The 22,887-nt window shown below is 57.0% G+C and carries 20 protein-coding genes; 14 read left to right on the top strand and 6 right to left on the bottom strand.

What is annotated here, in order from left to right; all coding sequences use genetic code 11:
• Positions 1–2: 2 nt before the first annotated feature.
• From J8E65_RS01540 to ftsZ, 11 genes are all read left to right on the top strand, one after another.
• Positions 3–434, top strand: a complete 432-nt coding sequence (locus tag J8E65_RS01540) for a hypothetical protein (protein WP_210373633.1) — start codon at positions 3–5, stop codon at positions 432–434.
• Between the two features lie 32 nt (positions 435–466).
• Positions 467–2,533 carry a penicillin-binding transpeptidase domain-containing protein gene (locus tag J8E65_RS01535; protein WP_210373632.1) on the top strand — a complete coding sequence of 689 codons (2,067 nt, stop codon included), beginning with the start codon at positions 467–469 and terminating at the stop codon, positions 2,531–2,533.
• Complete coding sequence (locus tag J8E65_RS01530) at positions 2,524–4,059, top strand: UDP-N-acetylmuramoyl-L-alanyl-D-glutamate--2,6-diaminopimelate ligase (RefSeq protein WP_210373631.1); 1,536 nt, start codon at positions 2,524–2,526, stop codon at positions 4,057–4,059. Before J8E65_RS01535 ends, J8E65_RS01530 begins: the two co-directional genes overlap by 10 nt.
• A 2-nt stretch (positions 4,060–4,061) precedes the next feature.
• Positions 4,062–5,207, top strand: coding sequence for a phospho-N-acetylmuramoyl-pentapeptide-transferase (gene mraY, locus J8E65_RS01525; protein WP_210373630.1), 1,146 nt, complete (start codon positions 4,062–4,064; stop codon positions 5,205–5,207).
• Between the two features lie 12 nt (positions 5,208–5,219).
• A complete protein-coding gene (gene murD / locus J8E65_RS01520) occupies positions 5,220–6,584 on the top strand; it encodes a UDP-N-acetylmuramoyl-L-alanine--D-glutamate ligase (protein ID WP_210373629.1) in 1,365 nt (454 codons plus the stop codon).
• Between the two features lie 4 nt (positions 6,585–6,588).
• On the top strand, positions 6,589–7,779 hold the full coding sequence (locus J8E65_RS01515) for an FtsW/RodA/SpoVE family cell cycle protein (RefSeq protein WP_210373628.1): 1,191 nt from the start codon (positions 6,589–6,591) through the stop codon (positions 7,777–7,779).
• Positions 7,776–8,960, top strand: a complete 1,185-nt coding sequence (gene murG, locus J8E65_RS01510; protein WP_210373627.1) for an undecaprenyldiphospho-muramoylpentapeptide beta-N-acetylglucosaminyltransferase — start codon at positions 7,776–7,778, stop codon at positions 8,958–8,960. Before J8E65_RS01515 ends, murG begins: the two co-directional genes overlap by 4 nt.
• A gap of 22 nt (positions 8,961–8,982) precedes the next feature.
• The gene (gene murC, locus J8E65_RS01505) at positions 8,983–10,410 is read left to right on the top strand and encodes a UDP-N-acetylmuramate--L-alanine ligase (protein ID WP_272491911.1); all 1,428 of its coding nucleotides are present in this window, start codon (positions 8,983–8,985) and stop codon (positions 10,408–10,410) included.
• Positions 10,397–11,182: a cell division protein FtsQ/DivIB gene (locus J8E65_RS01500; protein WP_210373625.1), complete on the top strand. Its 786-nt coding sequence runs from the start codon at positions 10,397–10,399 to the stop codon at positions 11,180–11,182. The genes murC and J8E65_RS01500 overlap by 14 nt, the downstream gene beginning before the upstream one ends.
• Positions 11,183–11,221: 39 nt before the next feature.
• A complete protein-coding gene (gene ftsA / locus J8E65_RS01495; RefSeq protein ID WP_210373624.1) occupies positions 11,222–12,490 on the top strand; it encodes a cell division protein FtsA in 1,269 nt (422 codons plus the stop codon).
• Between the two features lie 72 nt (positions 12,491–12,562).
• Positions 12,563–13,789 carry a cell division protein FtsZ gene (ftsZ, locus tag J8E65_RS01490; protein ID WP_210373623.1) on the top strand — a complete coding sequence of 409 codons (1,227 nt, stop codon included), beginning with the start codon at positions 12,563–12,565 and terminating at the stop codon, positions 13,787–13,789.
• 226 nt (positions 13,790–14,015) lie between these two features.
• On the opposite strand, the gene J8E65_RS01485 is transcribed toward ftsZ, so the two are convergent.
• Positions 14,016–14,525 carry an outer membrane protein gene (locus J8E65_RS01485; RefSeq protein ID WP_210373622.1) on the bottom strand — a complete coding sequence of 170 codons (510 nt, stop codon included), beginning with the start codon at positions 14,523–14,525 and terminating at the stop codon, positions 14,016–14,018.
• 176 nt (positions 14,526–14,701) lie between these two features.
• Between J8E65_RS01485 and J8E65_RS01480 the strand changes: the two genes are divergently transcribed.
• Positions 14,702–16,339 (top strand): hypothetical protein, encoded by a 1,638-nt coding sequence (locus J8E65_RS01480; protein ID WP_210373621.1) that lies wholly within the window; start codon positions 14,702–14,704, stop codon positions 16,337–16,339.
• On the opposite strand, the gene J8E65_RS01475 is transcribed toward J8E65_RS01480, so the two are convergent.
• From J8E65_RS01475 to J8E65_RS01465, 3 genes are all read right to left on the bottom strand, one after another.
• On the bottom strand, positions 16,292–17,287 hold the full coding sequence (locus tag J8E65_RS01475; RefSeq protein ID WP_210373620.1) for a glycosyltransferase family protein: 996 nt from the start codon (positions 17,285–17,287) through the stop codon (positions 16,292–16,294). The genes J8E65_RS01480 and J8E65_RS01475 overlap by 48 nt on opposite strands.
• Before the next feature lie 81 nt (positions 17,288–17,368).
• Entirely contained in the window at positions 17,369–17,965 is a 597-nt protein-coding gene (locus tag J8E65_RS01470; protein WP_237181512.1) for an MlaC/ttg2D family ABC transporter substrate-binding protein, read from the bottom strand.
• Positions 17,966–18,026: 61 nt separating this feature from the next.
• Positions 18,027–19,442 (bottom strand): TolC family protein, encoded by a 1,416-nt coding sequence (locus J8E65_RS01465; RefSeq protein ID WP_210373618.1) that lies wholly within the window; start codon positions 19,440–19,442, stop codon positions 18,027–18,029.
• Positions 19,443–19,525: 83 nt separating this feature from the next.
• Between J8E65_RS01465 and J8E65_RS01460 the strand changes: the two genes are divergently transcribed.
• Positions 19,526–19,807, top strand: coding sequence for a DciA family protein (locus tag J8E65_RS01460; protein ID WP_237181511.1), 282 nt, complete (start codon positions 19,526–19,528; stop codon positions 19,805–19,807).
• 6 nt (positions 19,808–19,813) lie between these two features.
• On the opposite strand, the gene fabF is transcribed toward J8E65_RS01460, so the two are convergent.
• Together fabF and J8E65_RS01450 are read right to left on the bottom strand one after the other, a co-directional pair.
• Positions 19,814–21,070 carry a beta-ketoacyl-ACP synthase II gene (fabF, locus tag J8E65_RS01455; RefSeq protein WP_210373617.1) on the bottom strand — a complete coding sequence of 419 codons (1,257 nt, stop codon included), beginning with the start codon at positions 21,068–21,070 and terminating at the stop codon, positions 19,814–19,816.
• Positions 21,071–21,171: 101 nt separating this feature from the next.
• Positions 21,172–21,414, bottom strand: coding sequence for an acyl carrier protein (locus tag J8E65_RS01450; RefSeq protein ID WP_072714710.1), 243 nt, complete (start codon positions 21,412–21,414; stop codon positions 21,172–21,174).
• 262 nt (positions 21,415–21,676) lie between these two features.
• On the opposite strand from J8E65_RS01450, the gene metK reads away from it, so the two are divergent.
• Positions 21,677–22,843 carry a methionine adenosyltransferase gene (metK, locus tag J8E65_RS01445; RefSeq protein ID WP_210373616.1) on the top strand — a complete coding sequence of 389 codons (1,167 nt, stop codon included), beginning with the start codon at positions 21,677–21,679 and terminating at the stop codon, positions 22,841–22,843.
• Positions 22,844–22,887 lie beyond the last annotated feature (44 nt).

Raw genomic sequence — 22,887 nt, 5'->3', positions numbered from 1 at the left:
CTATGTCCACGCACCGCCCCATCTATGCTCAAAGAAAACGTGGCTGGCAGCCCGCAAGGCCTCGTGCCAGCCGACGGTCGCCGACCGCGGTGCGCTGGCCGACGTGGCGGGAGCTTGCACGCACCAATCAGCCAGCCGAGCGCTGGGCACCCGAAGGTAGCATGCGGCTGCCCGTGCGACGGCTGCTGGCCTACGTGTTGTTGGCTGCGCTGGCCTTTACGCTTTACGTCGGTCATGTGTATGCCACGCGGGCCGCGCTAGAAGAGGTGCAGCGTTTGCGGAGCGAGCAGCTGCAACTCGTGCTACGCTACAACCGACTGCGCGGTGAACTGGACCGTGCCACCAGCCCAGCCGTGATTTACGAGCGGGCACGCGCCCTGGGCCTGACCGAGGGCTTTACCTACGGTCCAGTAGTGATTCACGCTAACCCTTAGTCCTGCAGCGCACCGTGGAAGCGCGCGATCAGATGCTGGTTCGGATGTACCTGGTGCTGGCCCTGTTGGCTGCGGTCCCTCTGGCCATCGCAGGCCAAATGCTTCGCATCCAATTAGGGGAAGGCGAGATGCTGCGTGCCCAGGGGCAGCGCCAGATACGGGCAGTGGTCCCCATCCCGGCGATGCGAGGAGAAATCCTAGATCGGACGGGACGGGCTCTGGCCGTCAACGTGGCGCGCTATGATCTGGCTCTGGATCCCGAAGAAGAAGGGTTTACCGAAGCCCGGGCTCGGGTGCTCTATGAACGACTGGCGCGCCTGACCGGTCAGCCTGCAGCTTATTTCCGCCAGCGTGTCGCTAGGCGCAAAAGCCCACGTTATGTCGTGCTTTGGCGGGGTCTCAGTGAAGCCCAAAAAACAGAAATCGAGCACTGGGACATCCCGGGCGTGATCTTAGAGCCGCATTTTAGCCGGTACTATCCTTATGGCAGCTTGGCCGCGCATGTGTTGGGGTATGTGGGAACCGATGGGCGAGGTCTGGCCGGTGTAGAGTTGCAGTATGATCGTTATCTGCAAGGGCACCCCGGACGCCGCGTGGTGCAGCGGGATCGCCGGGGTGTGCTTAAGCCTATGGTTGGGGGCGAAGTGGTTGAACCCGAGCATGGCCAAACGCTCGTACTGACAATCGATCTGATTCGCCAGACCATTTTAGAAGAAGAGCTCCAGCGCGGCGTATGGGAAGCAGGTGCCAATTGGGGTACCGCGATCGCTATGGACCCCCGCACCGGTGCTGTCTTGGCTCTAGCCAACGTGCCGGATTTTGATCCTAACCAACCTACCGCTGCATCCGAAGAGGCGCGGCGTAACCGGGCCATCACAGATCGACTAGAGCCAGGCTCTACGTTTAAACTCGTAACCGCCGTGGCTGCGCTAGAGCAAGGCGTGGCTTCGCTCGATGAAGTCATTGACACAGGCGCGGGATGGGCAGTGTTTGGCGGGCGCATGATGCGCGACGTACATGCCTACGGCCGTATTTCTTTTGCAGAAGCCTTAGTGGTTTCCAGCAATGTAGGTATCGCTAAGGTCGCTACCCGGCTGAAACGGGGTGTGCTTTACCAGTACGCGCGCAACCTGGGCTTTGGCCAGCCTACCTGGATTGACCTGCCCGGTGAAGTAACGGGCACCTTGAAGCGCCCGGCACAATGGAGTGGCACCACGTTGACCTCGATGAGCATTGGCTATGAGGTCGATGCTACGCCTTTGCAAGTGCTCACGGCCTATTGCGCCTTGGCCAATGGAGGTTTACTGGTGCAACCCTATGTCGTAGCCGAGCGTCGCACCCTTACCGGCGAAGTGGTTTGGCGCATGCGGCCAGACTCTATCCGAAGGGCTTTCCGGCGCGAAACAGCACAGCAGTTGCTGCCCGTGTTTGAACGCGTGGTCAACGAAGGCACAGGCAAAGCAGCCCATATTGAGGGACTTCCGGTAGCTGGTAAGACGGGGACAGCGTTCAAAGCCGTTGGGGGACGCTACCAAAGCGGCGCCTATCGGGCTTCGTTTGTGGGATTTTTCCCGGCTGATGACCCTCTAGTGGCGCTTATTGTGGTGCTGGATGAACCTAAACGCAGCATTTATGGGGGGCAGGTGGCTGCGCCGATTTTCCGCCGCGTAGCAGAGCGCTGGATTGGCACTTTCCCGAAAATTGCAGAACGAATGGCGCTAACCCAAGAACTGCCTAAACGCCCAGTGCGTCCAGTGCCTTCGGTGATAGGACAACCCATGGCTGTTGCAGCAACCCGCCTATGGGCTGAAGGGCTAGAGGTAAGCACCTCAGCCATGGATCCGTTGCTGGTAGCACGTCAGCGTCCTGCGCCTGCAGATTCGGTGCCGCTTAGGACTGATGTGCGACTTGAGTTGGCTGCACTGGATTCGCTTGCCCCGAAAATGCCGAACCTGATAGGCCTGAGTGCACGTCAGGCGGTCTATTGGCTACAAACCTATGGCACCCGCGTGCGCCTCGAAGGACATGGCCGTGTTGTAGCCCAGTGGCCAACCCCAGGAGCTGCTTTACCCGCAGAAGCCTACTTGCGATGCCAGTAGCTATCCCACACCACCCCTTACCTCTATCCCAGGTACTTAAATACCTGGAACGGGAGCGGTTGCTCAGGGCCATTGAAGGACCTGTTGAACGCCGCGTGTTGACGCACCTAGCTGACAACAGCCAGGAAGTAGAGGCTAATGGGCTTTTTGTGGCTATACGCGGTGAGCACGTAGATAGCCATCGATTTATCCCTCAGGCCATCGAGCGTGGCGCTACGGTCGTTGTGGGCGAAGCGATCCCTGATGCGCTCAAGGCGCAATTCCCAAACGTGACGTTTCTCCAGGTTACAGACAGTCGACGTGCACTGGGCTTGCTGGCGGTACTGTTTCAAGCCAATGCAGCCCGGCGGCTGCGCCTCATTGGCATTACCGGGACCAATGGTAAGTCCACAACAGCGTTTCTGGTGTACCACATGCTGAACGCCCTGGGGGAAGATACTGGGCTGATTGGCACCATTAGCTATCGCTTTGGGCGGCATGAACTACCGGCCTCCCATACCACCCCCGGTCCTATTGAGCTCAACTACTTGCTACGGCGCATGGCCGGGATGCATTGCAAGAGCTGTGTGATGGAGGTCTCTTCTCATGCGTTAGACCAGGAGCGGGTAGCCGGACTGTCGTTTTCGATTGCGGTGTTCACCAACCTGACGCGAGATCACTTGGACTATCACGGTACGTTTGAAGCTTACTTAAGGGCTAAGAAGAAGCTCTTCGATCAACTCAGTTTTCGGGCAACGGCGCTTTACAACCTGGATGACCCCAATGGTCCGGCTATGGTAGCCGACACCAAGGCCTGTTGTCTCAGCTATGGCCAGTGTCCCGAGGCCCAGTTGCGCATGCGCATTATCCACCACAGTTTAGAAGGGCTAACGCTCAATATCGATGGGCGGCTGCAGCGTTTCCCCTTGGTAGGGCGCTTTAATGCCTATAATCTGTTGGCCGCTTATGGTGTAGGGCGTGTGATGGGGAAAGACCCAGAGCTGCTCCTGCAGGTTTTGGCGCAAAGCCCGCAAGTGCCAGGCCGTTTTGAGCGGTTTACCTTTCCAGATGGCACAACAGCAGTGGTCGACTATGCCCATACGCCGGATGCTTTAGAAAACGTGCTGCGCACGCTTCGTGAAATCAAACCCGCATCGGCCCGGTTGTGGTGCATCTTCGGCTGTGGTGGAGAACGGGACCGTGGTAAGCGGCCCATGATGGGGGCAATTGCAGAGCGCCTGGCCGACTGTGTCGTGGTCACTAGCGATAATCCCCGCTCAGAAGATCCGCGACAGATTTTCGAGGACATTCGGCGCGGTATGCAGCACCCTGAAGCAGCCTTATGGGAGATAGATCGCGCCAAAGCTATTGAAACCGTAGCGCGTCGCTGCCGCCCAGGTGATGTGGTCCTGGTGGCCGGCAAAGGGCACGAGACCTACCAGGTTATAGGTATGGAGAAGATCCCCTTTGACGATCGCCAGTTGGTGCAAGAATACTTCGAATACCATCATTCGCCGGGGCGTGCCCGGCTTTTGGGATTTGCCTGACCATGCTCTACTATTTACTCCAATACCTAGAAGCTACGTTTGAGCCCCCTGGCTTTCAGGTGTTTCGGTTTATCACCGTACGGGCAGCTTTGGCAGCGCTGACGGCGCTGGCGCTTTCGCTGTTTTTAGGACGGCGGATTATTCGCTGGCTGAAACGAAAGCAATTAGGGGAGCATGTGCGAGACGACGTGCCCATCAGCCATGCCCACAAAGCCGGTACGCCAACAATGGGCGGCCTGATCATCTTGCTGGCTTTGCTTGGGTCGGTGCTGCTCTGGGGAGCAATTGCCGAGGTGTACGTCTGGTTGGCGCTGCTGGCAACGGCCTGGATGGGGCTTTTCGGTCTTGTAGACGACTATATCAAAACCGTCAAACGGGACAAACGTGGCCTTACGCCCCGCATCAAGCTGGCCGGCCAGGTCAGCCTTGGTCTTATTGTGGGCAGCGTGCTGTATTTCCATCCCCAGTTTGCCGAGATCCACACGATCACCTACGTCCCCTTTCTAAAAGACAAGGTTTTTGATTACTACTTCTTTGGCGAAAAGCTGTCCGTCGATATAGGCTGGCTCGTTTATCTACCGGTGGCCATTTTTATTGTGACGGCGGTTTCGAATGCGGTCAATATTACCGATGGGCTTGATGGTCTGGCAGCGGGTACGACCGCTTTTGTCGCTGCCGGGCTTATGGTGTTTGCCTATATCTCCGGCAATGCCATTTTAGCCGACTTTCTTGACGACCTGTATCTGCCTGGCGCAGGTGAGCTGACCGTGTTTGCTGCGGCAATGGCTGCGGCCTGTCTGGGGTTTCTGTGGTACAACGGCTATCCAGCTCAGGTGTTTATGGGCGACACAGGTGCACTGGCATTGGGTGCTGCTGTGGGTACGCTGGCGCTTATGGTAAAAAAAGAATTATTGCTCCCCTTGTTGGGGGCAGTCTATTTCATAGAGGCGCTTTCGGTGATCCTTCAGACAACGTATTTCAAATATACGCGGTGGCGTACGGGCCAAGGCCGACGCGTGTTTCGGATTGCGCCGTTGCACCACCACTTTGAGGCCATGGGGCTACACGAATCGAAAATCGTTATTCGGTTTTGGATTGTGACAGCGTTGACTGTGCTAGCCACACTGTTGACGCTTCGTATCCGATAAGCGGGGTCAGCGATGCGTCCAGAAGCCTTATATAAAAAGCGTGTGACGGTAGTCGGGGGGGCGCGTAGTGGTTTAGCGGTAGCGCGGCTGCTGCGCAAGGCCGGAGCGCAGGTGTTTCTTACCGAGCAAAAGGCAGCGGCAGCAGGCCTTGAGGCTATGCTCGATGCGTTAGGCGTGCGCTACGAGTTTGGGGGCCACACGGTTCGCGCCTTAGAGGCCGATTTGATGGTGGTAAGTCCAGGAGTTCCTTCGACGATTCCTTTGGTTGTGCAGGCCCTACGGACGGGCATCCCGGTGTATTCCGAAATCGAAGTGGCCTCCTGGTTTTGCCAAGCACCGATAGTTGCCGTAACCGGCACCAACGGCAAAACCACAACCACAAGCCTTATTGGCCATATCTTTCGGCAGTCTGGGCGGCGGACGATTGTGGCCGGTAATATTGGATATCCGTTTTCCGATTACGTGCTCGATACGACACCCGACGATGTCGTAGTGCTCGAAGTCTCTAGCTTCCAGCTCGACCACGTGGCGACGTTTCGGCCGCGCGTGAGCGTGCTGCTCAACCTGACCCCCGACCACCTCGATCGCTACAACTACAGCTTTAACGAATATGCACAGAGCAAATTCCGCATTTTTGCGAACCAGTGTGACCAAGACGTGCTGGTCTATAACCACGACGACGTCCTGATCCGGTCGGCAGCAGAGCGCGCGCACCAAAAACGCGGGCTCCGAATCCTGGGCTTTAGCCAAAAAGAAGAGCTCTCAGCAGGAGCCTTTGTGCGCGAAGGGTACCTGGTTTTTCGGATTGACAAGCAGGAGGAAGTCCTTATGCATGCGGACAAACTGGCCTTGCGTGGGCGACATAACCTGTACAACTCGCTTGCGGCCGCTGTAGCAGCCCGGGTAATGGAAGTGCGCAACGATGTAGTGCGCGAAAGCTTGGCAAGCTTCGAAGGGGTGCCGCATCGGTTGGAGTTTGTACGCGAGCTTGATGGGGTGCGCTATATCAACGACTCGAAGGCCACCAATGTCAACGCGGTTTGGTATGCGCTTGAAAGCTTCTCCTGCCCTATTGTGCTGATCGCTGGCGGGCGGGACAAAGGAAACGACTACACGGTGCTCAAGCCGTTGGTAGCCGAGAAAGTCCGAGCTTTGGTGGCTATTGGGGAGAGTGCCGACAAGTTGATGGCGGAGCTAGGACCCCTAGTACCCCATGCGGTCAAGGCCCAAAGCATGGAAGAAGCGATCCGCTATGCCCGTTTGTTTGCCGAGCCTGGCGACGTTGTGCTGCTTAGCCCGGCTTGTGCCTCGTTTGACATGTTTGAAAACTACGAAGAGCGTGGCGATACGTTTCGCCGCTTGGTAATGAGCTTGTAGGCTAATGGCTACGTTTGTCGCATCGCGGAAGCGTCGGAAAACAGCGCCGGCGCCAGCTAAACCTGGCGTCGACCGCTACATCCAGCTTGTTGTGGGGGCGCTCCTGGCTTTCGGGGTGGTTGCCGTCTACAGCGCCGTATCGTTTCTGGCCGAAACGAAAGCTGGAGGCGATCCGGATCGACTGCTGCTGCGCCATCTGGTGCGGGTTGGGTTGGCAGTAGGGGCCATGTGGGTTGTGGCCCGCATCGATTACCGGCGGTTAGCGCGCTGGAGCCTTCCCTTGCTGATGGGGTCTTTGGGTTTGCTGCTGGTGGTGCAGGTGGCGGGTGTGGCTTTTGGTGGAGCTACGCGTTGGCTGCGCATTGGCTCGGTAGTTTTTCAGCCCTCTGAGCTGGCCGAGCTGGCGCTGCTGTTGCACGTTGCGGTACTTTTGACGCGTAAGCAGGCCTACATCACCTCATTTGACCGAGGCTTTCTGCCGCTTTTGTTCTGGATCCTCGTAACAGCGGTTTTGATTGGCATCGAAAACCTTTCCACCGCTGCGCTGTTGACGGCCGGAACGTTGCTGATGTGTTTTGTGGGTCGGGTACGAGTGCTGCATTTAGGGGGGCTAGCGGCTACGGGAGTGGTGCTAGCGGTGCTACTTTTGCTGAGCTCGCCGCAACGGGCTGCACGCATCGAGGCATTTTGGGGCGTGAAGCTGTTCCCTCACACGCAGGCCGAAGAAGTGTTCGACCCCCAAGGGGAAGGCTATCAGGCCCGTCAAGCACGTATTGCACTCGCTATGGGTGGACTTACGGGCGTGGGGCCGGGCAAAAGTGTACAACGAGACTTTCTGCCAGCGCCCTATAACGACTTCATTTTTGCTATTGTGGCCGAAGAATACGGCTTTATTGGCGCTTTAGGCTTACTGGCCGCACTTGCGGTCTTATTGCTTCGGGGATTTTTGCGTATTGCCCGACATGCGCCAGATCCTCTAGGATTTTTCCTGGCTTTTGGGGCTACAACGCTTTTAGTGCTGCAGGGATGGGTGCATGCCGCTGTAAATTGTGGTTTACTACCGGTAACGGGGCTGCCGTTTCCGTTTGTCTCTTATGGGGGGTCGTCCCTTGTGGCCAACGGCGTGCTGGCCGGACTCCTTTTGAGCGTCTCCCGGCGGATCGTTCTGCAAACGGAAAAAGGAGAGGTTGGATGACCACGCTGCTGCGTACACCGAGCGTTTGGGTGCCAAAGCGGGCTGCCGTTAAGGTGGCACCGCGCGTGTTGTTTGCGGGTGGAGGTACAGGGGGACATGTTTACCCTGCGCTGGCGATTGCCGATGCGCTTCGCGCCCAACGTCCTGATGCCGTCATTGCCTTTGCCGGTACCCAAGCCCGTTTAGAGTGGACCGCCGTACCTGCGGCTGGCTATCCAATCCATTCGATTACGGCCGCGGCTTTGCCGCGCCGACCCACGCCCCAGATGCTGCGCCTGCCTTGGCAGCTCATGCGTGGCCTCTACGAAAGCCTGCAACTTGTTCGGGCCTTCGATCCTGATGTGGTTGTAGGCACCGGTGGTTATGTATCTGGTCCAGTACTACTGGCGGCGCATTTGCTGCGGCGACCTTTAGTACTTCAAGAGCAAAACGCGTATCCAGGAATCACCAACCGGATCTTAGGGCGCTGGGCAGTACGCGTATTTGTGGCGTTCCCAGAGGCGCAAGCCTATTTCCCAGCTGAGCGTTGCGTGCTCAGCGGTAATCCCGTGCGGGCTACGCTAGGGCAAGTGTCGCGAGCTGAAGCCAGGCGCCGGTTAAAGCTGCCTCTAGAGGCACGCGTGCTGCTCGTGTTTGGCGGATCCCTGGGCAGCACGGTGCTAAACGAAGCCGTAGTTCGGGCGCTTCCGGCCTGGCTGCAAGATGCAAGGTTTTATGTGCTTTGGCAGGCAGGTCCGCGGCATTATAAGGCGCTTCACGAGCGTCTAGAGCCGCTTCCTGATCGGGTGCATCTATGGCCTTACATCGACGATATGGCAGCGGCCTATGCTGCAGCTGACCTGGTTGTGTGTCGCGCTGGGGCTTTAACCTGCAGTGAACTCATGGTGACGGGCACGCCAGCTATTCTGGTCCCCGCCACCCGGGTGGCCGCCGATCATCAGACGCGAAATGCCGAAAGCATGGCCCATGCTGGAGCAGCACTTCATCTGCCTGAAACAGTGCTGAACGAGCAGCTGCAGGCGGTAGTCCAGGCTTTGATGGCCGATTCGGCGCGGCGGGCTACAATGGCCGAGGCGGCCCGCCGTATGGCGCGTCCCCATGCAGCAACAACCATTGCTGCTGAAGTGCTTCGCTGGGCTGCAACGCGGCGGGCACGTCCCGCTAGGAGGGACTATGACTGAACCGAAATGGCGGCGACCGCCTTTGTTTGGGCGCGTGCGCCACGTGCATATGGTAGGTATTGGAGGGATTGGCATGAGCTCGATTGCCGAGATCCTCTTGCTTCGAGGATTTCGCGTGACCGGCTCGGACCTTAAGCGCAGTGAAATTACCGATCGCCTGGAGCAGCTTGGGGCCACGGTCTATGAAGGCCATCGGCCAGAGCACATTGAAGGGGCTGATGTGGTCGTCTATTCCTCGGCCGTGCGTCCCCAGGACAATCCGGAGACCCTCGAGGCGCTGCGGCGCCGCATCCCGCTCATCCCGCGGGCCGAAATGCTGGGCGAACTGATGCGGATGAAGCTCGGCATTGGCGTTGCCGGCACGCATGGCAAAACCACCACCACATCGATGGTCGGGCTGGTTGTGGCCGAAGGTGGTTTTGACCCGACCATCATCGTGGGTGGAAAGGTAACGGCCTTTGACTCCAATGCTGTTGCAGGTGAAGGTGACCTTATCGTCATTGAAGCGGATGAATACGACCGTACCTTTTTGCGGCTGACGCCCACCTGGGCTGTGGTTACCAGCATTGAAGCTGAGCACCTGGACATCTATCGGGATCTGGACGATCTGCTTGAGGCTTTCCGCCAGTTTGCTTCCAGCGTACCCTTTTTTGGTGCCGCGATTCTTTGCTTGGATGACCCTAACGTGCAGGCATTGATGGGGAAGCTGGACCGACGCATACGGACCTATGGATTGGCCCGGCAAGCCGAAGTGCGGGCGGAAAACGTTCGTTTTGAAGGCTTTGGATCTTCGTTCGAGGTGATGGTCGAAGGTGTGTCGCTAGGCGAGATGCACCTTCAAGTTCCAGGATTGCATAACGTGCGCAATGCGCTGGCGGCGGTCACCGTGGGGCTTGAGCTGGACATTCCGTTTGCGCGCATTCGGGCAGGTCTGGAGCGTTTTACCGGTGTACGTCGACGCTTTGAGCGGTTGGGTGAAGTGCAGGGCATTTTGGTGATCGACGACTACGCCCATCACCCAACGGAAATCCGGGTTACGCTAGAGGCTGCAACCACCGCCATGCCTGATCGGCGGCTTGTGGCGGTGTTTCAGCCGCACCTGTACTCGCGCACGCGGGATTTTCAAGAAGCGTTTGCACGGGCATTTGTGGATGCCGACGTGCTCGTGGTAACCGAAATCTACGGAGCGCGGGAAGCGCCTATTCCAGGTGTCAGTGGCGCATTGATTGCCGATTTGGCACGGCGCTTCGGGCATCGCGATGTGCACTACGTGCCCGAGCTAACGCAGCTCCCCCGCTATCTTCAAGAGCACGTGTTGCGACCTGGAGATGCTGTGCTGTTTTTAGGTGCGGGGGATATCTGGCGTGCAGCCCGAGCACTTTTGGAGACCCTACCCCACTGGGCGTGGCCAAAATCTCAATCGATATCTCCAAGCCATGCCGCCTCGTAAGGCCCAAACTGCACGACATGCCTCCCGGCCAGCGTCGCGACGTTGGCGCCTCCGGCACCTTTGGCTGGGGCTGCCGATAGGTTTGGTGTGCCTATTGGCCTGGCTATGGCTCAGTAGTGTGCGGCTAGCACGCATTGAAATCAAGGGCGCACGCCATGCCGATGCCGAGCTGCTGCAAACGCTGGCAGCGGTGGATTCGGGTGCTGTGCTGTTCAGGCTGGATCCTGAACTGATTGCCGACCGCGTCGCGCGCCACCCATGGGTACGCAAAGCGTCGGTAACGCGATTGCCTACAGGAACCCTCCTGATCCACGTGGAGGAACGCGTGCCGGTAGTGTTGCAGATGGATGCTGCAGGGCGACCGATGCGTTATCTAGACGCCGAGGGATATGGCATGCCGCTAGGCAAGGAGCCAGCCATCGACGTGCCCCTGCTGCATGGGGTGCAAGGTCCAGTGCATCCTATGCGTCCCTTGCAGGACGAGCGTGTGCGGGCGCTTTTACGTGCACTGGCTACCATGCCAGATCCAGAACGCGCCTTGATATCCGAGATTGTTTATACGCCAGCACGTGAATTCTGGCTGTATACAACACCGGCCGCGGGTCAAGGCAGCATCCCGGTCCGCCTAGGGCAGGAGGAGTTTGGCAAGCGCTTGCGCACCCTTGCCGCCTTTTGGCAGCAGGCTGTTTTAACCCAACCAGGCAAGATGTTTTTGTTTATAGATTTGCGATTTAATGGCCAGGTGGTCGTGCATGAACGCCTGCGTTCCTAAGGCAGGTGTAATCTAAAAACCCTTAACCTGGGATCGGTCATGAACGAGCGGATTGTCGTAGGCGTCGATATCGGCACCACAAAGGTGTGTGCCGTAGTCGCTGCGGCCGATGAAATGCATCGGGTCAACATTTTAGGTGTAGGAGTGGCCGAATCGGACGGCCTAAACCGGGGCGTGGTGGTCAATATCGACAAAACCGTGGCTTCACTCCGAGCTGCTGTCAGTGAGGCTGAACGGGCCGCAGGCATTCAGGTACGCAACGTTATTGTAGGAATTGCGGGGGATCATATCCAAAGCTTTCAAAGTCGCGGAGTGATCACCATCTCTAACCGTGAGGGCGAGATCACCCAGCGTGATGTAGAACGGTTGCTTGAGGACACCACGCATGTGGCCTTGCCGGCCGATCGCGAAATCCTGCACGTAATTCCTCAGGAATTTATTGTGGATGGACAGGACGGGGTAGCCGATCCCGTAGGGATGAGCGGCATTCGCTTGGAAGCCAACGTGCACATCATCACCGGCCTGGTTTCGGCAGCCCGCAACATTTATCGGTGCGTGGAAAAGGCGGGCTACGAGGTAGCCGATTTGGTGCTCGAGCCGTTGGCCTCTTCGTTTGCCGTGTTGCATCCGGATGAGAAAGAAATTGGCGTTGCCCTAATCGACATTGGCGGTGGCACAACCGATATCGCTGTTTTTGAAGACCATACCATCCGGCATACCGGAGTGATTGCGGTGGCCGGCAACAAGGTAACCGATGACATCCGCAAAGGATTGGGCATCATGCGCGATCAGGCCGAGCGGCTCAAGTGTCGCTTTGGCGTGGCGCTCGTTGACCTTATTGAGGAGGATGAGGAGATTACGATCCCTGGCATTGGTGGACGTCCAGAAAAGCGCATTAGCCGCACGACCTTAGCGCAAATTATCCAGCCGCGGATGGAAGAAATTTTAGAAATTGCAGCCATTGAAATTAAACGCAGTGGGTATGCCCGGCATTTAGCTGCTGGAGCGGTGCTGACGGGTGGAGGAGCCCTAATTCCAGGCACAGTCGAATTGGCTGCCGATGTGTTGGGTATGGAGGCGCGTTTGGGTGCCCCTATGGGTCTGTCGGGTGGGATGGTGGCCGAGGTGAGTGATCCGAAGTTTTCTACGGCTGTTGGCTTGGTGCTCTACGGCCTGCGGCCTGAATTGATCGGTACGCCGGGGCTCAGCAGCGAGGTGCAAGCGCGTAGCGTTGGCGAAGCCATCCCGGGAGAAACCCTGCTGCGCAAAATTGCCAGCCGCATGAAAGCTTGGTTTGACGAACTTTGAACTTGACGGTGCTGCCGGGTAGGCTCGGCCCGGTGGCTTTCATCCGCTGAACCACAATCTAAGGGGGGACTTATGGAAAACTCTATTAGCTCACGCTTCGCTTTTGACGATTCGGTACCCAGCGAAGCCAAAATTTGCGTGGTGGGCATCGGCGGTGGGGGCGGCAATGCCATTAACAACATGTTAGAGCGAGGCATTCGTGGGGTAGACTTTATTGCGATTAATACCGATGCCCAAGCCCTGGCAGCCAACCAAGCTCCCATCAAGATTCAAGTAGGGCGTAACTTGACCAAAGGCTTGGGCGCAGGTGCGCGCCCAGCGGTTGGGGCTCAAGCTGTTGAAGAAAGCCGCGACGAGATCGAGCAGGCGCTAAAGGGCTATGATATGGTCTTTATCACGGCAGGGATGGGAGGCGGTACCGGTACGGGAGGGGCTCCGGTGGTCGCTGCCATTACGCGCAAGCTGGGTATTCTAACAGTGGCCGTTGTGACCAAGCCCTTTGAATGCGAAGGGGCTAAGCGCATGAAGGCAGCGCTCGACGGCATTGCCTTGCTGAAAGAAAACGTTGATACGCTTATTGTCATCCCTAACGAGCGCTTGCTGGACATCTCCGACGAAAAGACCACGCTCCTAGAGGCGTTTGCAAAAGCAGACGAAGTGCTTTACAACGCCGTGCGTGGTATTAGCGACCTGATCACTACCCATGGCCTTATCAACCTGGACTTTGCAGACGTCAAGACTACCATGCAAAACGGAGGTACAGCTATCATGGGTTCTGCCGTGGCCTCTGGAGAAAACCGGGCCGAAAAGGCAGCGATTGCAGCTATTTCTAGCCCGCTTCTCGACGGGCTTTCTATTTCAGGGGCCCGGAACGTGCTGGTCAACATCACGGCTGGCCCCTCATTAGGCATTCACGAAGCCACAAAGGCGGTTCGTATTATTCAGCAGGAAGCAGGGGAAGACGTGGAAGTGATTTTCGGCACAGTGATCGATCACAGTATGGGCGACGAGCTGCGTGTGACGGTCATTGCCACGGGTTTCGATCGCGAGCGTCGAACAGAAACCGTCGGGCGGCGCCGAACAGTCCCGCTAGAGCCCGAAGAGCCTTATGTAAACTACAAAGGCGAAGAAAACCTGAAACGGCTCGATACCCCTGCTTTTGAGCGGCGCACCCTCCCCCCGATGACAGACACGGAACGACCGGGAAATATCCGCCGGCTGCATGCCGACGAGCTCAAGGAGCGCAGCCGCAAGGACGGTATGGATACACCGGCTTTTTTACGCAAAATGATGGACTAACCCGGCGGCAAGACCGGGCTCCACGTTCGCGTAGAAGGTGACGAACAGCTGACACCCGCTGGGATGAACTTTATCTCGGTGGCAGTTAAGTCCCCCTTCACCCTACACTGGGCTGCCGAGCACAGCCTGTAGCACGTGGGGTGTGGTTCAGCGAGCGGCCCAAGGGCCGTAAAACAGAAAGGGGCAGCAATCAGGCTGCCCCTTTCAGGTATCGAAGCCTCTCGAATCAAGGGCCAAACTTGAAAAGCAGCCCCCCGCTTAGGGTTACAAGCTCCACATCTCCCAGCATGGTTACTTGCGCCTGCACAAAGGGTCGAAGCGGCCCTACCCCAAAGCGCACCCCACCTACAAGGTTTAGGCCAGTGTCGGTGTCGCTAACACTATCAAACCCTGGGATGTCTACACTTATCGAAGTTCTGGAAATGCCAATGCCTCCGCCCACATAGGGAGTAAACAAAATGCCCGGACCAAAACTCAGCAAGGCATTAAGACTTAGCTGCCAAAACGTGGTATTCTCTTCCATGAAGTAATAATCAAACGTGGCCTGAAAATCGATGGGCAGGGCAATCACACCCAGACGAGCGTCTGCTCCTATAAAAAATTCTTCTACGTCTCCACCGATATCATAGCCCACGCGTGGACCCAGCTCGAAGGTAACTGGCGAAGGTACCTGAGCTCGAACAGACAGCGCTCCAAGGGCGCCTAAAAACAATAAGGACAGGATACGGTATGGCATAGGGCGTATAGGGTTTGGTTGGTGAAAAGCGCGTTGTTTAGCTTAGGCAAAGAAAATGCCGGGTTGTATCTTCTCTTGGTTTAGAGCACCAAAAGGTCAAAGGCTTTAGACAAAAATATAAGCTTTAACGGATAGTACCAAACAGACCAAAAAATTTCGTGGTCGTGGCTAAAAAGATGAGATGCTTGTGGGGCTATTGGTGTATCGGTTGGTGGATTTTGGGCAGTGCAGCTTATGCACAGGTATGGGGAATTGTTTGGCGTCCTGCGCAAGATACCTTTCAAGCCTTTGTGGACTGGCAAGGAGTTCGGCAGCTAGGTGCCCAAGCTGTACAGGTAGAAGGAGGAGCAGTGCCGACTTTTGTGTTGGATATGGCCGATTCACTAGGGCTTGCGGTATACGTGTCGTTACCGGTTGAAGCTTTGGCAGCGCGTAGGTTGCTGCGGTTACTTCCGCAGGTGCGTCGGCAGCTTTGGACACTGCTTGAGCAGCTTGGAGGGCATCCTTCGCTGCGGGCTATAGGTTTAGCCCAAGGGGTGGATACGACAGATCCTGAGGCCTGTGCTTACTTTGAGACCCTCGCAGCAGAGGTGCGGCGTTACCGAGCCGACCTGGACGTCTACTACGAGACCGTGTTTATTGAAGCCGATCGGTGTGGCCACGCCGTCGACTGGGTGCTTTTGGATGCACGTGATGCCGAAGATCCGCTGCTACTGCTCCGTCGCTGGAAGCAAGCCCATCCGCGCGTTCCGGTCGGCATAGGCAAGTTGGGCATCTGGGTGAGGGCAGATACGCTGCGTGGGTTGCGGGTGCCGCATTCTCCAGAGGCGCAGGCGCGCTACTTCGAGCAGCACCTGCGCCGCCTACAGGGCTGGATAGAAGGTCCGGTTTTCGTCTATCGATGGCGTGACGCCTCCCGTCAACGGCCAGCGTTGCATCACGATCAGCCCTACTGGGAACCCTATGGACTGCACGCCCGCGAAGGAACTCCCCGGCCAGCACGTGACGTAGTGCAGGGATTTTTTACAGGCAGGCAGGGGGTTTTTGCCTTTGCAATGGGCCATTCCCCTAAGTCCCCATGGCCTTGGGAGGTCATGTTGGCTTGGCTGCCTATTGTGCTGCTGGCAGTCAACCGCCGCGTTTCGCTACTTTGGCGCCTGCAAAGCAGGCGTTATTTTTGGGCACACGGCTTTTACATTGAGGCCGTGCAGTGGGGGCGGGATCTCCCTGTGGGAGCTGTCCTCAGTTTCGGCTTAGCTCAAAGCGTAGCGCTCGGCGTCTCGCTAGCCCTCAGCGTGCCGATGCTGCGTCAAAGCCGAGCAGTTGCCTGGCTTGTTGGCTTGTTGCCTTTGGACGTGCAGGAAACGGTACTGTTTGTTTTACAGTATCCGGCTCTGCTGCTAGGGCTAACGCTCTGCGGGACTGCCATAGGCGTTGGGTTATGGAGCTTGGGATTGGCACTGCTCAGTCGCTGGGGGCGGCGCATTGGATATGTGCAGGCCTTAACTATTGCGCTTATGCCTCGTTGGGTTTTGCTTGCCCTACTGATGGGAGCCCTTGGCCTTTTAGACACAGCGTCGCCAGCAGCTGGAACTGCACTGCTGGGGTTATGGGTGTTGTGTGAAGGATGGAGTTTGCAACGTACGCTGCGAGATGCAGGGCAGGTTGTAGAAGGGCGCCTTTGGATGCGTTTGGCCTTGGTTCTACTGCATCCAGGCTTTTGGCTGTTTGCTGTAATGGCAGGGAGTGCAGGATGGGGCCTGCATTCAGGAGATACGTACTTTTTCTGGCACCTGCTCGCTGCGGAGTTTTGAGTGGGTCAGCTGATGCCAGACGCGCGTGGCAAAGGCATAAAATGGGGCTTTTTGGTGCAGCCAACCAAAATGCAGCGCAAAGGGGGTCACTTCCATATAATCCCCTCGGCCAGGAAGGCAGGTAAAGAGCCTAAGCAATAGGCGTCGAAGCGTAGCGTTAGGCAGCCCACGCAAGGCATAGACCAGGCGATCGGTATAGTAGCGGCAGCGCACCTGTTCGAAGTCAGGGTCGTAGGTGGTCAAGTCTTCGATAAAGTCGAGCTGCGGGCTATTTTGCCCAGCAAACCAGGGGAAAACAGGCAAGTTGAGTTGGCTCATTGCCAAAGCCAAGCTCCACTCGCAGGATTCTTCACTGCGGCCTTCATGAAGACGGCTGCGAAAATGGGTTTCTGTCCTGCGGGCTAAAAATGCAGCTGCCAGCTCACAGACCGTGCGGGTCAGCTCAGCGTCTTGGGCAAAGATCATCCCGGCTTGCACGCGGGGAAGATATGTAAGGCCCAAGCGGCGCAACGTGCGGCGACGGCGGTCCAGCAAGAAGTCCTTCACAACACCTAAGCCCTTAGGCCCACCAAAGAAGAAATCTGCGCGCTCTAATCCGGTAGCCGTAAAGGGAAAGGCCGCCAGCTGCTGCCATAGGGGATCCGGGTTGCGGCACCAGATCATGTCGGCATCGACAAACAAGCACCGGTCAAAAGGCATGAAGCGGTGCAGGTGATGCTTAAAGCCAACGATCGAGCGATGAGCTTCCGGAAGGGGGGCAATAACCTGAAACCACTGGTCTAAGCCATAGTGCTTCAGCAGGGCCTGGTGTTCAGGCGGGCAGAAAAGCGCCACAGGACGGATCGGATCATGCCGTCGCAGCGTGACTACCGATGCCAACGCGTGCTGCACGTAGCGTTCGGGTCCATAGGTGTGCAGCACGTAGCCTTCGCTAGGGGAGCGAGACATTATCTTTGTGTTAAGCCCGCAAAGCCTCAAGCAAACGATAGAAAAGCCGCCTGGGTTTTAGGTAAAGTCACAAATTTTTGCTTATGAAGAAGTGGATTGGGTGAGTTGGGCTTGTTTTTTGCGCAGGCTGTTCATAAGGGCTTCAAAGCCGCGTTTGCGAATCACGCTTTGGAAGGAGCGGGCGTAGCCGTCGACTGTACTCACTTCGTCGATGATGATATCGTAGGCTTTCCACTGGCCATCACGGCGCGTGAAAAGGTAAACGACCTGGGTTGGGGTTTCTTTGTAGGTAACGGTAGTCAGCACCCGCGCACTGTCGCCGCGCACTTCGATGCGGTTGTAGCGTACCTGAGCCCGGTAGATGTCCAGATCTGCTAAGGACTGTTCGCGCACGATGTCGCTAAAGACCTGAATGAATTCCTGGCGCTGCGCCGGCGTCAGGTTTTTCCAAAAAGGCCCTAAAGCCAGGCGGCCCATCGTTTCGAAGTCGACTACGCCATTAATTTGCTCTTTCAAGCGGGCGCGCCGTTCTGGGGTTAGGGGTCCAGCATTGAGTAAGGCTTTAACCTGGCGGTCGCGGCTTTCGAGCAGCTGTTGCAGGCGCTGGGCTTCAGGGCTGGTGGATTGGGCCCAAAGACTGTGCACCCCAAGCACGCCGCTAAGCAAGCCGATGCTCATCACAAGGGGTATGCAACGCTTATACATATGGTCTAGGTAGTCAGTTGGGCGTGTGTGTGCTTTACTCAATAACTGTACCGTTGCGAATATTTTCGTCCAAGGTGCCTATAGCGCGTAGTAAGCGCAATACCGCACGGTTATAATTGTAGACAGCTTCGTAGTAACGCGCCTGCAGCTCTAAGTTTTCCCGAACGGCCCGGACCAGGTTTTCGGTATCACCCAGATCCAGGTCAAAGTTGATTTGTTCGGTGCGGAGCCATTCCTTGCTGATGGTCAAGGCACGGTCGCGGGCTTCTAAGGCGGCCTTCGCAATGAGGACATTGCGATAGGCTTCTTCGACCTCGTAGCGGACGAGCAGGCGCGCGGCTTCCAACTGATAGGCTACCTCGTTGCGTTGGGCTTGGGCTTGGGCAACGCGCGCCCGCGTTTGGCCAAAGTTGAGGCTGAGGCGTAGTCCAAGGCCGGCGCGTAGGCTTTCACCTAAGTAGGGATCGCTGATATATGGATTCGGCTGCCGATAGCGTCCAGCCGTGTAAGTCCAGCGCCCGGAGATGCCCAAAAAAAGCTTAGGGTAGTACTCTGAGCGGGCTACGTCAACCAAGGCTTCTCTGGCAGCCAAGCCAGCTTGGGCTTGTTGGATTTCCGGCCGATGCGCTTCAGCCAGCGCTAGGTAGGTTTCTAACGGTTGTAGCGTGAACGATACGGGGAGCAGAACTTCTGTAGTTTCCAGGGCAACCGTATCCGGCAACTGCAGCTGGAGGGCTAAGGCCGAGCGCGCAAGCCGATGGCGTTCTTCAGCCTCAACCACGCGTTGCAAGTATTCTTGTTCGGTAATGCGGAGTTGGAATAGGTCCGCATCGTCCACCTCAGGAGCGCCAGTTTCCAGTAGTCGGTTGATTTCGGCTTTTGCCCGCTCGATGATCTCGCCTGTTTCTCGCGTTAGGCGAAGCAGGGCTGCTGTAAGTTGTAGGCTGTAGTACAGTTCGCCGCTACGGGCTGCCACTTCCAGGGCTTTTTGCCGTAAGCTGGCAGTTTCGACCTCGGTACCATACCGGGCAGCGCGGATCTGACCGCTAAGCTCTCCCCAAGTCCAAAGCGGCTGAATTAGCTCCACTTCGAGCTGATTAAAGGGGCGTACATGTGCCCAGTCGTTGCGCACCTCTGGGTTTAAGTACAGGGCATCGGTTGGGTAGGCATTGTCTTCTGGAATCTTGAGGCCCGGTGCGACCGCATGTGCCGTTTGCAGGCGCAACTGCGTCAAAAACCGGCTTGCTCGGGCCTGGTCATAGCGGGCTTCGGCGAATGCCTCTCGTGCGGCAACGGCCTGTAAATCGGGACTTACCGCTAGGGCGCGCTGAAGCACTTCTAGCAGCGAAAGCCGTAGCGTATCGATCGGCTGCGCTAGCGCCCGTCCGGCTAGTCCCCAAAAAAGCGTGGCAACGCACGCATAATGCAACCAAAGCCTAGAGGACTTCATGGAACGTTAAGGTTTTTGGAGAAACCCAGCTGGACAAAAACGTCGCAGCGTGCCTACCTTATTGCAAACTTCTTTCCATTTCTATGAATCCGCGACCGCTAGGCGCTGTACTCAAGGAAGTTATCGAGCGGCTGGGCTTAAAGTCGCGTATCGAAGCAGCTCAGGTGGTAGAGACCTGGGCTGCCCTAGCAGGCCCCCAAATTAATCGCGTCACCGACGCGGTTTGGGTACGCGACGGTACACTTTACGTCAAGCTGACCTCAGCAGCTTGGCGGCACACGTTGCATCTGCAGCGCGAGCAGTGGCGGCTGCGGCTCAACGAAGCGCTGGGCAAGCCGCTGATCCAAGAAATCGTTTTTCGATAGCTTTTCTTAGGCTTCGAATCGGGCAAAGGCCACAGCGGTGTTGTGGCCTCCAAATCCAAACGCATTGCTGATGGCCACGCGCACCGAGCGCTTTTGCGGCGCATTAAACGTGTAGTTTAGGTCGCATTCCGGATCTGGCTGTTCAAAATTGATCGTGGGCGGGATCGTCTGATGCACCAGCGCCAAAATGGTAGCGATAGCTTCAACTGCACCTGCGGCCCCGAGCAGATGTCCGGTCATGCTTTTGGTGGATGAAAAATTCATGCGATAGGCATGCTCGCCAAAGACGCGCTTGATCGCTTTGGTTTCTGCCACGTCGCCCAGTGGGGTGGACGTGCCGTGCATATTGATGTAGTCAACATCTTCAGCTTGGAGGTTGGCGTCGGCGAGCAGTGCCTGAAGGGCCAAAGCAGCTCCTTCGCCCTCGGGATCGGGCGCGGTAATATGATAGGCATCGGCCGACATGCCGATGCCAAGCACTTCGGCGTAGATGCGTGCACCGCGGCGCTGGGCATGTTCGAGTGCTTCGAGCACCAGGGCTCCGGCTCCTTCGCCCATCACGAAGCCGTCGCGGGTTGCGTCGAACGGTCGACTGGCGCGTGCTGGATCGTCGTTACGCGTGGAAAGGGCCTTCATGGCATTGAAACCGCCTAAGGCCATTTCGGTAATGGGCGCTTCGCTACCGCCGCAAAGCACTACGTCGGCCAGGCCACGCTGAATCAGGAGAAAGGCATCACCGATGTTGTGATTGGCTGTAGCGCAAGCCGAGACAACGGCGTAGTTTGGACCACGAAATCCGTAACGAATCGACAAGTGCCCAGCTGAAATGTCGGGAATGAGCATGGGGATGAAAAGCGGTGAGATGGACCGGACGCCTTGGCGAAGGTAGCCCGTGGTCTGTTCCTGAAAGACGTGCATGCCGCCAATGCCGCTGCCAAAAACAACGCCAATGCGGGCCTTTTCCGCAGGCGAAAGCACTGCCGGGTCTAACCCTGCATCGCGCAGCGCTTCGTCGGCAGCCACCAGGGCATACTGCGCGAAGGGATCTAACCGTCGCGCCGTCTTACGGTCCATATAGTTGAGTGGATCAAAGCCCTTGAGCTCGCAGGCGAAATGCGTGTCAAATGGTGTAGGGTCAAAGCGGGTAATGGGTGCTGCGCCACTTGTACCACGCAGCAGGTTTTCCCAAAACTCGGGAACGCTTAGGCCAATTGGCGTAAGCGCGCCCATTCCGGTGACGACAACGCGCCGTGGATGTCGCATAGACGTTTCTCAAAAAACACAAATCAAAAAACACAAATCAAAAAACACAAAAAAGCCCGGCATGTACTTCAGCAATCAGCCGGGCCCAAGGTAAGTTTGTTTTAGGCACCAATCTTTTCTTTGAGGTACTTGATGGCGTCACCCACGGTCACAATTTTCTCTGCTTCTTCGTCGGGGATGGTAATATCAAACTCTTTTTCAAACTCCATGATCAGTTCAACGGTGTCGAGCGAGTCGGCCCCTAAGTCGTTCGTAAATGAAGCTTCTGGCGTAATGTCCGCTTCGTCGACGCCCAGCTTTTCGACAATGATGGCTTTCACTTTCGCTTCGATATCGTTTGCCATAGTGCGATGCCTCCTTGGTTAGTAAAGCTACATCCAAAACGAGCCAGAGCCCGTTGGCAGGGGATGGCTAACGCAAATCGCCTCAAAATACAACACCAAAACGTTTAGGGCAACGTGGCGCTGTAGACGGCAGCGGCCAACGTGCAAGGCTGGAGGGAGTTCCATGGAAGCCTTCAGCACAAAAAGCGTTGAACCCTGCAGCAGCCAGGGCGTTAACGGCTCGCTTTCACCCCTTAGCGCAACGCAAAAGACCAAAGGACGAATGGCCTACTTGTTTACTTCTGAATCGGTCTCCGAAGGACACCCGGACAAGATTGCCGATCAGATTTCGGATGCGATCCTGGACGCTATGTTGGCGCAGGATCCCAACAGCCGGGTGGCGGTCGAGACGCTGGTCACTACCGGACTGGTAGTTCTTTCGGGTGAAGTCTACACGCGAGCGCATGTCGATGTGCAACAGGTCGTGCGTGAGGTCATCCGGGATATTGGCTATACAGATCCCCGCCTGCGCTTTGATGCCGATAGCTGTGGTGTGCTTTCAAGCATTCATGAGCAAAGTCCAGATATCCGCCGTGGGGTTGATGGGGCGCCAAGTGGTGAACAGGGAGCAGGGGATCAGGGCATGATGTTTGGCTACGCTTGCCGCGAGACGCCAGAGCTGATGCCGTTGCCCATCATTTTGGCGCATAAACTGGTGCGGGAGTTGGCCCACATTCGCAAACATGAGCCGCACCTGATGCCTTACCTACGTCCGGATGCCAAAAGTCAAGTGACTGTGGAGTACGAAGACGACCGCCGCACACCCCGGCGCATCCACACAGTGGTGGTTTCGACGCAGCACAGTGAAGAAGTTGCACAAGAACGCATTAAAGAAGACATCCGAGAAATTTTGCTCCCACGGGTGCTACCGCCGGAGCTGGTCGACGAGCGGCTTATTTTGCATGTAAACCCCACGGGGCGGTTTGTTATTGGTGGGCCTCATGGGGATACAGGCCTGACCGGTCGTAAGATCATTGTCGACACCTATGGGGGTAAAGGGGCGCATGGGGGCGGCGCCTTTAGCGGTAAGGATCCTTCCAAGGTGGATCGTTCTGGTGCATACGCTGCCCGTCATGTGGCCAAGAACATTGTGGGCGCAGGCTTGGCCGATGAAGTGGAAGTGCAGATTGCCTATGCGATTGGGTTAGCGGATCCGGTTTCGATCGACGTAAATACCTTTGGTACTGGTGTTGTGCCCGATGCTGTGCTGGTAGAGGTAGTAAAAGAGGTCTTCGATCTTCGCCCTGCTTCGATCATCCGGAATCTGGATCTATTGCGCCCGCGTTATCGCGCCACTGCAGCGTATGGCCACTTTGGCCGCGAGGAATTCCCCTGGGAGGCGCTCGATCGCGTCGAAGAACTACGCCAGGCTGTTGCCCGCTTTGCCTAAAGCGCAGTGCGCTTGCTCTAGAGCCGTCTAAGCCTTAGACGGCT

The organism is Rhodothermus bifroesti, assembly GCF_017908595.1.
Taxonomy (GTDB): Bacteria; Bacteroidota; Rhodothermia; order Rhodothermales; family Rhodothermaceae; genus Rhodothermus; species Rhodothermus bifroesti.
Note: the sequence above shows the minus strand (reverse complement) of the source record. Positions and strands in the feature narration are given on the sequence as shown.

Excerpts from the sequence above, each read along its gene's own strand:
- J8E65_RS01540 (WP_210373633.1), top strand. The coding sequence starts at position 3 with ATGTCCACGCACCGCCCCATCTATGCTCAAAGAAAACGTGGCTGGCAG.
- J8E65_RS01535 (WP_210373632.1), top strand. The coding sequence starts at position 467 with ATGCTGGTTCGGATGTACCTGGTGCTGGCCCTGTTGGCTGCGGTCCCT.
- J8E65_RS01530 (WP_210373631.1), top strand. The coding sequence starts at position 2,524 with ATGCCAGTAGCTATCCCACACCACCCCTTACCTCTATCCCAGGTACTT.
- mraY (WP_210373630.1), top strand. The coding sequence starts at position 4,062 with ATGCTCTACTATTTACTCCAATACCTAGAAGCTACGTTTGAGCCCCCT.
- murD (WP_210373629.1), top strand. The coding sequence starts at position 5,220 with ATGCGTCCAGAAGCCTTATATAAAAAGCGTGTGACGGTAGTCGGGGGG.
- J8E65_RS01515 (WP_210373628.1), top strand. The coding sequence starts at position 6,589 with ATGGCTACGTTTGTCGCATCGCGGAAGCGTCGGAAAACAGCGCCGGCG.
- murG (WP_210373627.1), top strand. The coding sequence starts at position 7,776 with ATGACCACGCTGCTGCGTACACCGAGCGTTTGGGTGCCAAAGCGGGCT.
- J8E65_RS01500 (WP_210373625.1), top strand. The coding sequence starts at position 10,397 with ATGCCGCCTCGTAAGGCCCAAACTGCACGACATGCCTCCCGGCCAGCG.
- ftsA (WP_210373624.1), top strand. The coding sequence starts at position 11,222 with ATGAACGAGCGGATTGTCGTAGGCGTCGATATCGGCACCACAAAGGTG.
- ftsZ (WP_210373623.1), top strand. The coding sequence starts at position 12,563 with ATGGAAAACTCTATTAGCTCACGCTTCGCTTTTGACGATTCGGTACCC.
- J8E65_RS01485 (WP_210373622.1), bottom strand. The coding sequence starts at position 14,525 with ATGCCATACCGTATCCTGTCCTTATTGTTTTTAGGCGCCCTTGGAGCG.
- J8E65_RS01480 (WP_210373621.1), top strand. The coding sequence starts at position 14,702 with ATGAGATGCTTGTGGGGCTATTGGTGTATCGGTTGGTGGATTTTGGGC.
- J8E65_RS01475 (WP_210373620.1), bottom strand. The coding sequence starts at position 17,287 with ATGTCTCGCTCCCCTAGCGAAGGCTACGTGCTGCACACCTATGGACCC.
- J8E65_RS01470 (WP_237181512.1), bottom strand. The coding sequence starts at position 17,965 with ATGAGCATCGGCTTGCTTAGCGGCGTGCTTGGGGTGCACAGTCTTTGG.
- J8E65_RS01465 (WP_210373618.1), bottom strand. The coding sequence starts at position 19,442 with ATGAAGTCCTCTAGGCTTTGGTTGCATTATGCGTGCGTTGCCACGCTT.
- J8E65_RS01460 (WP_237181511.1), top strand. The coding sequence starts at position 19,526 with ATGAATCCGCGACCGCTAGGCGCTGTACTCAAGGAAGTTATCGAGCGG.
- fabF (WP_210373617.1), bottom strand. The coding sequence starts at position 21,070 with ATGCGACATCCACGGCGCGTTGTCGTCACCGGAATGGGCGCGCTTACG.
- J8E65_RS01450 (WP_072714710.1), bottom strand. The coding sequence starts at position 21,414 with ATGGCAAACGATATCGAAGCGAAAGTGAAAGCCATCATTGTCGAAAAG.
- metK (WP_210373616.1), top strand. The coding sequence starts at position 21,677 with ATGGCCTACTTGTTTACTTCTGAATCGGTCTCCGAAGGACACCCGGAC.